Source organism: Actinomadura sp. KC06 (assembly GCF_004348735.1).
Lineage (GTDB): Bacteria > Actinomycetota > Actinomycetes > Streptosporangiales > Streptosporangiaceae > Spirillospora.
The window spans coordinates 1-14,290 of the sequence record NZ_SMKT01000026.1; the positions used below are offsets into that span (position 1 = coordinate 1).

At 69.9% G+C, this 14,290-nt stretch carries 10 protein-coding genes; 6 read left to right on the forward strand and 4 right to left on the reverse strand.

Translation table 11 applies throughout. The features are described 5' to 3' along the window. Window positions 1–589: 589 nt before the first annotated feature. Window positions 590–1,480 carry an alpha/beta hydrolase gene (locus E1287_RS11290; RefSeq protein ID WP_131964833.1) on the reverse strand — a complete coding sequence of 297 codons (891 nt, stop codon included), beginning with the start codon at window positions 1,478–1,480 and terminating at the stop codon, window positions 590–592. A gap of 1,415 nt (window positions 1,481–2,895) precedes the next feature. On the opposite strand from E1287_RS11290, the gene E1287_RS11295 reads away from it, so the two are divergent. Next, window positions 2,896–4,143, forward strand: coding sequence for a cytochrome P450 (locus tag E1287_RS11295; protein WP_131964834.1), 1,248 nt, complete (start codon window positions 2,896–2,898; stop codon window positions 4,141–4,143). A 789-nt stretch (window positions 4,144–4,932) separates the two neighbouring features. Here E1287_RS11295 and E1287_RS11300 read toward each other — a convergent pair. Together E1287_RS11300 and E1287_RS11305 are read right to left on the reverse strand one after the other, a co-directional pair. Then, complete coding sequence (locus E1287_RS11300) at window positions 4,933–6,477, reverse strand: long-chain fatty acid--CoA ligase (RefSeq protein WP_131964835.1); 1,545 nt, start codon at window positions 6,475–6,477, stop codon at window positions 4,933–4,935. A 302-nt stretch (window positions 6,478–6,779) separates the two neighbouring features. Then, window positions 6,780–7,382: a lytic polysaccharide monooxygenase gene (locus E1287_RS11305; protein ID WP_131964836.1), complete on the reverse strand. Its 603-nt coding sequence runs from the start codon at window positions 7,380–7,382 to the stop codon at window positions 6,780–6,782. A gap of 284 nt (window positions 7,383–7,666) precedes the next feature. Between E1287_RS11305 and E1287_RS11310 the strand changes: the two genes are divergently transcribed. Both E1287_RS11310 and leuS read left to right on the forward strand, forming a co-directional pair. Then, window positions 7,667–8,281 (forward strand): TerB family tellurite resistance protein, encoded by a 615-nt coding sequence (locus tag E1287_RS11310; RefSeq protein WP_131964837.1) that lies wholly within the window; start codon window positions 7,667–7,669, stop codon window positions 8,279–8,281. Between the two features lie 250 nt (window positions 8,282–8,531). Continuing rightward, the gene (gene leuS, locus E1287_RS11315) at window positions 8,532–11,000 is read left to right on the forward strand and encodes a leucine--tRNA ligase (protein ID WP_207934140.1); all 2,469 of its coding nucleotides are present in this window, start codon (window positions 8,532–8,534) and stop codon (window positions 10,998–11,000) included. 805 nt (window positions 11,001–11,805) lie between these two features. Here leuS and lexA read toward each other — a convergent pair. Further along, entirely contained in the window at window positions 11,806–12,507 is a 702-nt protein-coding gene (gene lexA / locus E1287_RS11320; RefSeq protein ID WP_131964838.1) for a transcriptional repressor LexA, read from the reverse strand. 174 nt (window positions 12,508–12,681) lie between these two features. Here lexA and E1287_RS11325 point away from each other — a divergent pair, with 174 nt between their 5' ends. From E1287_RS11325 to nrdR, 3 genes are all read left to right on the forward strand, one after another. Continuing rightward, window positions 12,682–13,017 carry a LysM peptidoglycan-binding domain-containing protein gene (locus tag E1287_RS11325; protein WP_165968963.1) on the forward strand — a complete coding sequence of 112 codons (336 nt, stop codon included), beginning with the start codon at window positions 12,682–12,684 and terminating at the stop codon, window positions 13,015–13,017. A 131-nt stretch (window positions 13,018–13,148) separates the two neighbouring features. Continuing rightward, window positions 13,149–13,310, forward strand: coding sequence for a hypothetical protein (locus E1287_RS43650; protein ID WP_165968964.1), 162 nt, complete (start codon window positions 13,149–13,151; stop codon window positions 13,308–13,310). A 484-nt stretch (window positions 13,311–13,794) separates the two neighbouring features. Beyond that, window positions 13,795–14,268: a transcriptional regulator NrdR gene (gene nrdR, locus E1287_RS11330; protein ID WP_131964840.1), complete on the forward strand. Its 474-nt coding sequence runs from the start codon at window positions 13,795–13,797 to the stop codon at window positions 14,266–14,268. Window positions 14,269–14,290: the final 22 nt, after the last annotated feature.

A 14,290-nucleotide genomic window follows, 5' to 3' on the forward strand; every position in this document is an offset into this window, starting at 1 on the left:
CTCCGCGCCTCCACTAACCCACGCCTCAACCCACGCGCCCACCCCCACGTTTGCCCACGCCGCGCACGCACACGCGCACCACACGGCCACGCCCGCACAGCCGTCCGCCCACACGCCGCACACGCGCTCCCCTACGCACCCACGCCCACGCCGTGCGTCCCCACGCCGCGCACCCGCACGCGCCCGACACGCGCTCTCGCCCACGCGCCCACATCTGCCTACGTGCCCGCGCCCGCGTCTGACCGTGCCGTGCGTCTCCCGCGCCGCGCGCCCCGCACGCGCTGACCACGCGCTCGGCTACGCGCCCGCGCCCGCCTGCGTACCCGCGCCCGCGTCTGACCGTGCCGTGCGTCTCCCGCGCCGCGCGCTCCGCACGCGCTGGCCCGCGCGCCTGCATCCACCTGCGTGCCCGCGCCCGCATCTGCCTACGTGCCGCGTCCGCCCGCACGCGGCGCAGGGGCGTCGACCCACGCGCCCGCATCACCAAACGCCCGTGGACGCGCCGCCCACGCGCCGATGCATGCGCACGCCAGTGTGACCGCGCATGCAACGTGCAAGTGCAAGCCGCGTGCCACCGGGGGCGCGTCCGCTAGGGCAGCCAGTCGAGGATTCGGTCGTTGACGTCGGCGGGACGGTCGAGCTGCAGGAAATGCCCGGCGCCCGGCACCAGACCGGCGTTGGAGCCGGGCGGGAGGGCCGCTAGGACGGCTCCAAGATCGCCACCTGGCGCGACCACGTCCGCCCCGACGCAGCCGTCCTCGGAACCGTGCAGGTAGAGGACGGGCACAACGCCAGAGTCGGAAACGGCCTGCTGCTCGGCGGCGTAGCGGTCGGAGTGCCGCGACGTGTCGAACATGGCCCGGTAATAGCCGAGCGCAGCAGTGACGTTCTTAGGCGTGGCCAGGCACTCCATGACGCGGTCGACGTTATCCACAACGTCGCATTTCCCGGACGGGGACCAGTCGCGCCAGAGACCCTCGATGAAGGCCCGGCCCAGAATGGCCTCGGCGAGAGGAGTCTGGAACACGAACATGTAGAACGAGCGCTTGAGCTGCTGGTATTCGAAGAACCCACCGGTCATCACGGGAAGCGGCGGGACCGACAAAGTGACGGCCTTGCGCCACCGTCCGGGGGCGATGCTCGCGGCGCCGTAGGCGGCGAAGGCGCCCCAGTCGTGCCCGATGACGACGGCGTCGGGGCCGCCGCCGAGGGCCTCGTGCAGGGCGACGGCGTCGGCGACGAGAGCGCCGGTCTGGTACACGCCGTCCTCCGGGACGGACGTCGGCGCATAGCCACGCATGAACGGCGCCACGGCGCGGTATCCGGCGCGGGCCAGTTCCGGCATGAGGTGTCGCCAGGTGTGCGCCGAGTCAGGGAAGCCGTGCAGGAGGAGCACCAACGGCCCATCCGCCGGCCCTGCCGTGAGGTACCCGAAGTCCAACCCGTTCGCTGCGACCGACCCGGCCATGACATCACTCATGCCGCCTCCTCAAACCGCCGCGTACGCTACCCGCCCCGCGGACATCACGACACAAGGACCTCCCGAAACAACGCCATGGCCCGCTTCACGACGCCACGGCCCGCCCGCACGAGGCCACGACCCGTCCGCACGAGGCCGCGGCCGCTCTCACGTGGCCACGGCCCGCTGGCATGACCCGCGGCCCGCGGCCCGCGGCGCGGGCGCGCCGCGCGAGCCCTCACCTGCTGGCATGACCTGCGGCCCTGCTCTCACGAGGCCATGGCCGCTCGCACGAGGCCGCGGTCCGTCCGCGCGACGCACGGCCGCTCGCATGAGGCCGCGGCCTGCTGGCATGAGGCCGCGGCCTGTCCGCACGAGGCCGTGGCCCGTCCCGCGCGGGCACGGCCGCTCTCATGAGGCTGCGGCCCGCTGGCATGACGCTGCGGTCCTGCTCGCACGAGGCCACGGCTTGCTCTCACGAGGCCATGGCCCGCTGGCATGACGCCGTGGCCTGTCCGCGCGACGCCGCGGCCGCTCTCATGAGGCCACGGTCCGCTGGCCTGACGCCGCGGTCTTGCTCGCATGACGCTGTGGCCTGTCCGCACGAGGCCGTGGGCCGCTCGCATGACGCCACGGCTGCTCTCACGAGGCGACGGCCCGTCCGGCACACGAGGCTGCGGCCTGTCCGCGCGACGCCCCCGCCCGTTCGCGCGACGCCCCGGCCCGCTCGCCTGAGGCACGGCCTGCTCGCCTGAGGCACGGCCTGCTCGCGCGACGCCACGGGCCCGTCCGCCTGAGGCCACGGCCCGGCCGCGCGACGCCCTGGCCGCTCTTACGAGGCCACGGCCCTGCTCGCATGACGCCTGCTCTCACGGGCCACGGCTTGCTCTCATGAGGCCATGGCCCGCTCATGACGCTGCGGCCCCGTCCGCGCGACGCCATTGCCGCTCGCAGGAGGCTGCGGTCCTGCGCGCATGACGCTGTGGCCTGTCCGCATGAGGCCGTGGGCCGCTCGCATGACGCCACGGCTGATCTCACGAGGCGACGGCCCGTCTGGCACGAGGCTGCCGCCCGTCCGCGCGATGCCACGGCCGCACTCGCGAGGTCACGGCCTGTCCGCACGACGGCGCCGCCGTCCGTCCGAAGCCGTGGCCGTCGCACGACGGCACTGGTCGGTCTGCGTGACGGCACGGACGCTCCCGCGCCGGCGGCCAGTCTGCGCGACGCCATGGGCCAATCTGCGCGACGCCATGGGCCGGTCTTGCGCACGGCGCGGGGCTGTCTTCGTGATGGCGCGGTTGTGGGTCTGGTGGCGGTGGATCGGCGGGACTGTGTGAGGCGGATCACCCAGGCCGATCAAGGTGCACATGTCGCTTTACCTTTGAGAGGCTGCCTGTAAAGAGAATCAAGGGTCGGAGCGACGAGGTGGTGGGCAGGTGCTCAGGGTCAATGACATCGACCTGACCGACTGGGAGTTCTGGCGGCGTCCCCACGACTACCGGCACGAGGCGTTCAAAGCTCTGCGCTGGCATCCCGAGCTGGTGCGCTTCGAGGAACCCGACATCGTCATCGTGCCGCCGGGCCCTGGGTACTACGCCCTGACCCGGCACGCCGACGTGGTCGAGGCGTCCCGCCGTCCTGAGGACTTCTGCTCCGGCAAGGGCGCCACCAGCATCTGGGACATGCCAGGCGACCTACACGAGTACTTCGGCTCGATGATCAGCATGGACGATCCCCGGCACGCCAAGATCAGGCGGATCGTGTCCCGGGCGTTCTCCCCGCGCATGATCCAGCGGTTCGAGGACCAGGTCGAGGCCGTCGCCGCCCAGATCGTGGAGAACGTGAGGGCGGGCGGCGGCTCCGGCGACTTCGTCGCGGACATCGCCGCCCGGCTGCCGCTGAAGATCATCTGCGACATGATGGGCATCGCCGAGGAGCACTATCGGACCGTATTCGACGCCACCAACGTCATCCTCGCGGGCAACGATGCCGAGTACCTCCCGTCCGACGATCCCGAGCAGGTCGCGATGGCGCTGCTCGGCGCGGGCGAGACCCTCAAGAACCTGGTCGAGGAGTTCGGACGGCAGCGCCGCAAGGACCCGACCGACGACCTCACCTCGGCGCTCGTGAACGCCAACATCGACGGCGAGTCGCTGACCGATCAGGAGCTCGGCTCGTTCTTCATCCTGCTGGTCGTCGCCGGCAACGAGACCACCCGCAACGCCATCGCACACGGCCTCGACCTGTTCACCCGCGACCCCGGCCAGCGAGCCCTGCTCACCGAGGACTTCGACGCCCGCATTCCCGGCGCCGTCGAAGAGATCGTCCGTTACGTGTCGCCCGTCATCTGGATGCGCCGCACCGCCACTCGCGACACCATCCTCAACGGGCACGAGATCAAAGAGGGCGACAAACTGCTCCTGTACTACTGGTCTGCCAACCGCGACGAGACCGTGTTCACCGAGCCCGAGAAGTTCGACATCCTGCGCGACCCGAACCCGCACGTAGGATTCGGCGGGCCCGGCCCACACTTCTGCCTCGGCGCGCACTTGGCCAGACGTGAGATCACCGTGCTGTTCCGCGAGCTGCTGCACCGGACGCCCGGCATCCGCGCGTCCGGCGAGCCCGAACGCCTGGAGTCGAGCTTCATCAACGGCATCAAACGCCTGCCCTACACGTTCTGATAGCCAGCCAAGCGACCGTGCGGCATGGCGACCGTGCGGCATGGCAACCGGAGGACTAAGCGACCCCGGGACCAGGTGGCAGGGCAGAAGGCTGCCGGGTGGCCGGGTGACCAGGCCGCTTGGCGCTCGGGCCGCTGTGTTCCAGGCCGCCGGGCCGCCGAGCTGCCTACTGGCCGGAGGACTAGGCCCTGGGTGACCGGCCGCCGGGTGACCGGCCGCCGGGTGACCGGGTGGCTGCCGGTGGCCGGGCGACCAGGCTGCTCGGAGTTCGAGCCGCTGTGTTCCAGGCCGCCGAGTGGCCGGATGACTGGGCGCTAGGTGACTGGCCGCCGGGGGCGACCGGGCCGCCGGTTGCCGGGTGCACTGGGCGGAAGGCGGCCGAGTGGTCGGGTGGTCGGGTGGCCGGGCGAACGGTCGCCGGGCCGTCGAAATTGCCTAGGGGCCGGATGACTGGGCCCCTGGGTGACCGAACCGCCGAGCGGCTGGGAGGCTGCCGGGTGGCGGGTGACCAGGCCGTTCGGAGTTCGGGCCGCTGTGTTCCAGGCCGCCGGGTGGCCGAACTGCCTAAGGGCCAGATGCCCCTAGGCCCCCCGGTGGCCAGGTGACAGGCCGACGGGTGGCGCGGCTGCCTGGGAGCCGGATGGCGCAGTCCCCTTGGTGGCTGGGCGACCGGGCCGCCGGGCTATCAGGCTGCCGGGCGATCGGGCCGCTGGGTGATCGGGTGGTCAGGCTGCCGGGTGGCAGGGGTTTGGGAGGGGCCGGGCGGTGGGGTCGCCCGGCCCGGGTGGGTCAGCGTAGTTCGCGTTTGAGGATCTTGCCGGTGGCGGTCATTGGGAGTTCGTCTCGGAACTCCACGATCCGCGGGTACTTGTAGGCGGCGAACTGCTCCTTGCCCCACTCGACCAGTTCGTCCTCGGTGACGGCGGCGTCCGGTGTCCGGATCACGTATGCCTTGATCTCCTCGCCGTGCGACGGGTGTTCGACGCCGACGACCGCGGCCAATGACACGTCCGGGTGCGTCATCAGGACCTCTTCGAGTTCCCGCGGGTACACGTTGTACCCGCCCCGGATGATCATGTCCTTGGAGCGGTCGATGATGTAGTAGTAGCCCTCGTCGTCGCGGCGGGCCACGTCGCCGGTGCGGAACCAGCCGTCCTTGATCGCGGTGGCGGTCGCGTCCGGGCGGCCGTAGTAGCCCTTCATGATGTTGTGCCCGCGGATGGCGATCTCCCCGGGGCCCTCGCCCTCGATCTGCTTCCACTCGTCGTCGATCAGCGCCATCTCGACGCCCCACACGGGCAGGCCGATCGAACCGGGTTTGGTCGGACGGTCCGGACGGTTGAACGAGGCCACCGGCGACGTCTCCGACAGGCCGTACCCCTCCAGGATGTCCACGTCGAACTTCTTCTTGATCCCCTTGAGGACCTCCATGGGCAGCGCCGAGCCGCCCGACACCGCGACCCGCAGGTTCTCCCGGATCGTCGCGATGTCCTCGTCGGACGTGTCGTGGGTCAGCAGCCCCCAGTACATCGTCGGGACGCCCGCGAAGATGTTCACCTTCTCCTTGACCATCAGCTGGACGGCCTGCTCGGCGTCGAACCTCGCCTGCATGATGAGCGTCGCGCGACGGTAGATCCCGACGTTCATCACGCACGTCTGCCCGAAGATGTGGAACAGCGGCAGCGTCACCAGCGACGTGTCGTGCAGCGTCCGGTAGAACAGCGTGTCGTCCACCATCGCGTTCATCAGCAGGTTGTTGTGCGTGAGCTCGGCGCCCTTCGGCTGGCCGGTGGTCCCGCTGGTGTAGATGATGACGGCGGTGTCGCTCGGCTCCGTCTGCTCGGTCTCGAACGTGTTCGGCTGCCCGCCGAGCGCCGCCCAGAACAGCTCCGCGCCCTCGATGGGGGACTCGGCCGCCGCCGGGTCGGCCGGCAGCAGGAAGAGGTGCTCGCAGTTCTCGGCCTGCTCGAACCCGGCGTGTCCCATCTGCCCGAGCGGAAGCTCCGGCGTCCCCTCGAAGCAGAACAGCGCCTTCGCGTCGGAGTCGTCCAGGTGGTAGGCGATCTCCCGCGGCTTGAGCAGGACGTTCAGCGGGACGACCACCGCGCCGGCCTTGAGCGCCCCGAAGTACACCATCGGGAAGTACGGGAGGTTCGGGCAGGACAGCGCCACCTTGTCGCCCGGCCGGATGCCGCGCGACCGCAGCAGGTTCGCGACCTGGTTCGCGACCGAGTCGATGAACGAGTAGGAGAGCCGGATGTCGCCGAACACGACCGCGTCGCGATCGGGCGTCTCCCTGGCGGCGTCCTCCAGCAGCACGGACAGGTTGAGCATGGCACTCCTCGCGCGGAATGGTGACCGGCCGGTTAGTTACCGGCGAGTGTACGAAACCGTTCCGCACATCCTGCTGCATCGACATCCGCCCGCGCCATCCCCTGGGCTGGGGAAAGGCGGAAACACCCGGGGAAGTGGAGACCTGGGAGAAAGGTGGGCCGGGGAGGACGGAGCCCCGGGAAGACGGAGTGCCACGAAGGCGTATGACCCGGAAAGAAGGAGGGACCGGGCGGGAGCGCGGTCCCGCCCGGTCCCTCAGGTGCGGGCGACGGAGAGCGACGCGGCCCGCGGGGGATGGTCTGTCAGCTGAACTCCACGTCCGAGCACTGGTAGAAGGCGTTGCCGGTGTCGTGGATGTCCCAAATGGCCAGGATCAGGTGCCTGCCCTGCTTGTTCGGCAGCGTGCCCTGGTGCGAGACGTTGTTCGGCGGCCGCTTGCCGCCGTCGTTGATCTGGAGGAAGGGCTCCAGCTCCAGCGCGGCGCGGGTGAGCGGCTTGGTGGGGTCCCAGCCGTCCTTCGTGATGAAGTACCGCCAGGAGGTCGTGGCGTGCGCGGCGGTGAGCGTCCACTTGAAGGTGAAGGCCTGGCCGCCGGTGAGCTTGTTCGCCGGCCACTGGCCGCCGCGCGGGTCGTCGAGGGGCGCGAAACCGCCGCCGCCGCAGATCGTGCCGTCCCGGGGCCCGCGTTCCGGGAACCCCTTCGGGCCTTCGATGCTCTGCGGCTCGTGCTGGACGCCGCCGCAGTTCTTCGCGGTGCCCATCTTGCAGAAGAGGGCGCGGCTGATGGGAGCGTTGGTATAGCCGTGCGAGAAGGCCGGCGTGGCGGTCGCCACGGTCAGCCCGGCGGACGCGACGGCCGCGAGGGCGAGCGTCCGTTTCCGGGGTGGACGGAGCTTGGCGGGCATACTCGGTCTCCTGGCGGGGGTGGAGGCGACCTTGGTCGGACGGAGTCGGTAGCCGCGGGGCGGACGGGTGATCGGCGGACGGGCGGACGGTGCTACGGTTGGGAGTCGGAAGGGTTCTTATAGGAAACCTTCCTATTAGATCGAGGATGAGGGATGGACGCCCGCCGCGTCAACCCCCGATTCCACGTCCGGATCCCGCCCTCCGGCCCCGCTCCCGGGTCTCACCACATTCCCCGCCCCGGCACCGTTACGATGTGCGGCTTCACCGAGAAAGGCGCGCGATCTTGATCATCTTCGGCTGGCGGGTGGTCTTCTTCACCCTGACCAGGGGAATCTTCCACTGCCCCGACTGCGGCGGCGACCGCGACTACCGGCGCCGGCAGGGACGCAACTTCTTCACCCTGTTCTTCATCCCCGTCATCCCGCTGACGAAGACGGGCGGCGAATTCATCGAATGCGACACGTGCCACGGGCGCTGGAACCCCGGCGTCCTCGACGTGCCGACCACCGCGCAGCTCGCGCAGATGCCGGCGATGCTCCTGCGCATGGCGATCGCCCAGGTCCTGCGCTCCGGCGACTACACCAACGCGGCCGCCCGCTCGCGCGCCGTCGCCGTCGTCCGGCAGGCAGGCGAGCCCGCCTACGAGGACACCGCCCTGAACGCCGACCTCGGCCGTCCGTTCGAGGAGGTCCGCGTCGAGATGGGCCACGCGGCCTCGGCCCTCGCGCCCGAGGCGCGCGAGAGCATCCTGCGCGCCGCCGCCGAGATCGCCCTCGTGGACGGCCCGCTCAGCGTCTCCGAGGAGGAGACCCTGTCCGCCGTCGGCGCCGACCTCCAGCTCACCCGCGTCCAGGTGACCGGCGTCATCTCGCTGGCCCGCCAGGAGTCCGGCCACTGACCGACCGCAGCCGCCGCGGTCAATTCCTCGGCCTCAGCGCGAGCCTCTGCGCATGTGCTTTAAGGCCCGCGGGAGGGCTTGCGGTTGCGCTACCCTTTGATGTATGTCGGCACGGCTGCTCCTCGAACGACCACGTTGACGGACTGACGTCAACGTGGTGGCCCCTCCTGCGCGAGGGGTCGTTTCATGTCAGCGGACGGCCACGACCATTTGCAGCCAGCAAGCGAGCAAGAAACCGGAGTCTGGAAGCGTGAGCAGCGACGAGCACTACGACCCCCGGGCGGTTCAGGACAAGTGGCAGGCCCGCTGGGCAGAGCTCGAACCGTTCGCGGCCGATGAGAAGGACGACGGCCGGGAGCGCCGCTACGCGCTGGACATGTTCCCCTACCCCAGCGGCGACCTGCACATGGGGCACGCGGAGGCGTTCGCCATCGGGGACGTCCCCGCGCGGTACTGGTTCCAGCGCGGCTTCAACGTCCTGCACCCCATCGGCTGGGACTCCTTCGGCCTGCCCGCGGAGAACGCCGCCATCAAGCGCGACTCGCGCCCCGCCGAGTGGACGTACGCCAACATCGACACGCAGGCGTCCTCGTTCCACCGCTTCGCGCCGTCGTTCGACTGGACGCGGCGGCTGCACACGTCCGACCCCGAGTACTACAAGTGGACGCAGTGGCTGTTCCTGCGCTTCTACGACCGGGGCCTGGCCTACCGCAAGGGCGGCCACGTCAACTGGTGCCCGAAGGACCAGACCGTCCTGGCCAACGAGCAGGTCGTCGGCGGGCACTGCGAGCGCTGCGGGACGCTGGTCGAAAAGCGCGTCCTGACCCAGTGGTACTTCAAGATCACCGACTACGCGGACCGGCTGCTGGACGACATGGAGCAGCTGGAGGGCAAGTGGCCCGAGCGCGTCCTGCTGATGCAGCGCAACTGGATCGGCCGCTCCACCGGCGCCGACGTCGACGTGGTGATCGAGGGCCGGGACGAGCCGGTGACGATCTTCACCACCCGGCCGGACACGATGTTCGGCGCGACGTTCTTCGTCGTGGCGCCGGACGCCCCGCTGGCCGAGGAGGTGTGCGCGCCGGAGCGCCGGGCGGCCTTCGAGGCGTACCGGGAGGAGACCTCCCGGGAGAGCGACATCGACCGGCTCTCCACCGAGCGCGAGAAGACCGGGGTCTTCCTGGGCCGGTACGCGATCAACCCCGTCACCGGCGAGCGCATCCCGGTCTGGGCGTCGGATTTCGTGCTGGCCGATTACGGACACGGCGCGATCATGGGCGTGCCCGCGCACGACCAGCGCGACCTGGACTTCGCGCTGAAGTTCGGGCTGCCGGTCCGGATCGTGGTGGACACCGGTGAGGCCGACCCCGCCCAGACAGGGATCGCCACCCCCGGTGACGGCCGGCTGATCAACTCCGGGCCGATCGACGGGCTGACGAAGGCCGACGCCATCGCCCGCATCATCGAGATCCTGGAGGAGCGCGGCACCGGCCGCGCGGCGGTGAACTTCCGGCTGCGCGACTGGCTGGTGTCCCGGCAGCGGTTCTGGGGCTGCCCGATCCCGATCGTCCACTGCGAGTCGTGCGGCGAGGTGCCCGTCCCGGACGAGCAGCTGCCGGTGACGCTGCCCGAGGGCCTGCGCGGCGCCGACCTGGCCCCGAAGGGCACGTCGCCGCTGGCCGCCGCGTCCGACTGGGTGAATGTCGAATGCCCCAAGTGCGGCGGCCCGGCCAAGCGCGACACCGACACGATGGACACGTTCGTCGACTCGTCCTGGTACTACTTCCGCTACTGCTCACCCGGCTACGAGGACGGCCCGTTCGACGTCGACCAGGTCCGCCGCTGGATGCCGGTCGACCAGTACACGGGCGGCGTCGAGCACGCCATCCTGCACCTGCTGTACAGCCGGTTCTTCACCAAGGTGCTGTACGACATGGGCATGGTCGAGTTCACCGAGCCGTTCCGGCGGCTGCTGAACCAGGGCCAGGTGATCAACCAGGGCAAGGCGATGTCCAAGTCGCTGGGCAACGGCGTCGACCTGGGCGAGCAGATCGCCGAGTTCGGGGTGGACGTCGTCCGGCTGGCGATCCTGTTCTCCGGACCTCCGGAGGACGACATCGACTGGGCGGACGTGTCCCCGCACGGCATGTCGAAGTTCCTGTCCCGCGTGCACCGCATCGCCACCGAGGTCTCGTCCGCCCCGGGCGCGGACCCGGCGTCCGGCGACCCGGCCCTGCGCCGCGTCACCGCCCGGACGGTCCACGAGGCCACCACGCTGATCGAGACGCAGCGGTTCAACGTGGCGATCGCGCGGGTCATGGAGCTGGTCACCGCGACCCGCAAGGCCATCGACTCCGGCCCAGGCCCCGCCGACCCCGCCGTCCGCGAGGCCGCCGAGGCCATGACGGTCGTGCTGTCGCTGTTCGCCCCCTACACCGCCGACGAGGCGTGGGACCTGCTGGGACGGACCGCGCCGGTCATCAGCGCGGGCTGGCCGTCCGCCGACCCGGCCCTGCTGGTGGAGGAGTCGGTGACGTGCGTCGTCCAGGTCGCCGGCAAGGTCCGCGACCGCCTGGAGGTGCCCCCGGAAATCGCCGAGGCCGACCTGGAGCGCCTGGCGCTGGCGTCCCCCAAGATCCAGGACGCCCTGTCCGGCGCCGAAATCGCCAAGATCATCGTCCGCCCCCCCAAAATCGTCAACATCGTCCCCAAACGCTGACGCCCGTGTCCGTCAGGCCCGCCGCCCCGAACCTGACGGACACAACCCCCTCAACCCGCGCGACGTTTCGGCAGTGGCACGGCGAGACTTCCCGCGGCGACCTCCGAAACACCTGTTCTGACGGCCCTGCCGGGGATGCCGGACGCGCGGCACGCTCAACGTGCAGGCGTTGACCCACACGCCTACCGACCGGGTGCCGTCCGGCCGATGAGTGAGCCGCCGGGCTCGATCGCAACGATCGCCGGTTCCTTGGTCTGGCGGCGGCCGCGGCTGCCCGGTCTGTTGGCCGCTGGCGGCGTCCGGACGTGCGGAAGCCCCCTTCGTCCAGCATTGGACCGCGTGGTTCAGTGCCCGGCACGGCGAGATTTCCGCGCGACTTCCGGAACGTCTGTTCTGGTGGCCCTGCCGGGGACGGCTGGACGCGCGGGATGCTCAACGTGCGGGCGTTGATCCGCCCGGCCTACCGGCCGGGCGCAGTAGGGCCGGTGAGTGTGTCGGGCTTGTTGGCGACGCCCGCCAGTTTCTTGGTCTGGCGGCTGTGACGATCTGTCGGATGCCCGGTTCGATGGCCCCGCCGAGTGTCGGAAGCGCGGGGACGTTCATCGTCCGGGGCGTTGATGCCTGCGGTCTGCTGACCGGGGCGCCGTCTGGCGGTGAGTGCGGCCGGGGATCTTTCGCGGTGACCTGCCGGTGTCCGGTTTGACAGCTGCCGGAGGTGGTTGGCACGCGGATGCGTGCGTTGTCGCGGCCAGGATGTGGCGGGTGAGTGTCTCGCGCGGCCCCGGGGTTGCGGGGCCGCGCGGGTTCACATCTTGCGGAGGACGGCGACGACTCGTCCGAGGACCGTCGCCTCGTCGCCGGGGATCGGCTCGTACGCGGGGTTCTGCGGCAACAGCCAGATGTGGCCGTCCTCCCGGCGCTTGAACGTCTTCACCGTCGCCTCGCCGTCGATCATGGCGGCCACGATGTCGCCCTGCTCGGCCACCGGCTGCTGCCGGACGACGACCCAGTCACCGTCTGCGATCGCTGCGTGGATCATCGAGTCACCGGTGACCTTCAGCAGGAAGTGGGTGCCCTCGCCGACGAGCTGCTTCGGCAGGGTGAACACGTCCTCGACGGCCTCCTCGGCGAGGATCGGCCCACCTGCGGCGATCCGTCCGACCAGCGGCACGTACGCGGGTGCGGGCTGTGACGACGCGGGCTGCCCTCCGGCGGCCTCGTAGGCCTCCTCGTCAGTCCGCACCGGCGTGGCGCCCGGCACTCGCACCTCGACCGCGCGTGGACGATTGGGGTCGCGGCGCAGGAAACCCTTGCGCTGCAGCGCCCGGAGCTGGTGCGACACGCTGGAGGTGCTGGTCAGTCCGACGGCTTCGCCGATCTCGCGCATCGAGGGCGGGTACCCACGGCGCTGGACCGAGTCGCGGATCACCTCCAGCACCATGCGCTGCCGTTGCGTCAGCCCCGTCTCGTCCATGGGGCCGTCTGGCAGCTCCCGGACCTTGCTCATCGCTCGTCGCCTCCCGGCGCCTCGATCGGTCACTCCTTGTCATGGAACCTATCGCGTCGGAGCCCAATGATCAAACAATTGTTCGAAGTGATGCTCGCTTTTTGTCGGCGCCTCCTGGTAGAACATCGTACAGGCGTTCGATCGAAAATGCATTCGACGTCGAGGAGGGGAGAGATGTCGGGTTCACCCCAGAGTGACCGGGCCCCGATCCGCCTGACCCGCCGCGGACGCGCCGTCCTGGTCCTGTTCGCCGCGACGGTCACGCTCATAGGTCTGTGGCTGACCGTGGGGCCCGGTGCCCTGGCCGGCGGCCGCGAAGCCCATAACGACCCGTCCAAGCCCGCCAGAACGGTCGTCGTCGAACGCGGCGACACCCTCTGGAACATTGCCGCGGACGTCGACCCCGAGGCCGACCCGCGTGTCGTCGTCCAACGCATCATCGATCTCAACGGCCTGGGCGGCGACCCCACCGTCCAACCTGGCCAGGAACTCCGCCTCCCCGCAGGCTGAGTCGCCCGTCCGATGCAAGTGCCGGAGACGCCGATGGTGATGGATACCTGTTCTCCGACTCGGCAAGCGACCGTCGCGGAACGCCGGAACGGTCGTCCGGCCGTACGAGCCCGGCCCGGCGCAGGCGCGAGATGCTGGTCGCGATCGGCACGGCCGGTTCGACCGGCGATTACATCGAGCGGCTCGTCCCACCCCAGTTGTCGTCCTTACGCCAGACGCACGAGTCGGTGCCGGGCGGGCCGCAGGTAGCCGTGGTCGTCGAGCGGGGCGGGCGTCCGAAGACGATCAGGTGACGGAACTGTCCAGACTTCGGCGGCATGGGCGAGTGTCTGCGGCTCCTTGGCAGGCGATCTGCGAATCGGTGGTTGCGTCGAGGGGGAGAGATGTCGGGGGCGTCGCGGTTTGGTGGCGGGGCCCGGGATGCCTGAGTGGTGCGGCCGATGAGTTCGTATCGGGGAAGTGGACGGTGTCGAACGTCGGCGGCGATGGGGATGGGGAGGTTGCCTGGTGTCGGGAGCGGGTGATTTAGGGCGGTGCTTGCGTTCTGTGAGGGGCGGGGACTCTGGGTGACGACACGCCCGGGAGGAAATCTTGGAGGACGGACCTGACCTGGATGTACGCGGCGGATGTGATCCATGAGGCGTGAGATCAGGTTGCGTACGCCTGCGGTGAGTCGTACCGTTGGACCACAACATCTAGTAGTCACATCGATGTACTTCACCTATATATGGAATCGTGAAGCGGTGTGAAGCGTTATCGTCAGGGGAGGGATCTAACGTGCACTGCCCGTTCTGTCGCAACCCTGACACCAAAGTGATCGACAGCCGTTCGACCGACGACGGGGGCGCCATTCGGCGTCGCCGGTCGTGCGCCGAATGCGGCAGGCGATTCACGACGCAGGAGAATGTGCTCGTCATGGTGGCCAAGCGCAGCGGCGTCACCGAGCCGTTCTCCCGGGAAAAGATCATCGCCGGGGTGCGCAGGGCCTGCCAGGGCCGCCCGGTCGACGAGGATGCGCTCGCGAAGCTGGGTCAGCGGGTCGAAGAGGAGATCAGATCCTCCGGCTCCGCGGAAATCCCCTCGCACGAGATCGGCCTCGCGATCTTGGGGCCGCTCGGCGAGCTCGATGAGGTCGCCTATCTGCGATTCGCCTCGGTCTACCGGAGCTTCGAGTCGCTGGACGACTTCGCCAAGGAGATCGAAACACTGCGGAAAACCGGTTTCTCGGGGGAGTCCGGCCCGCCTCGGTAGGGGCGGGTTCCGGAAACACATC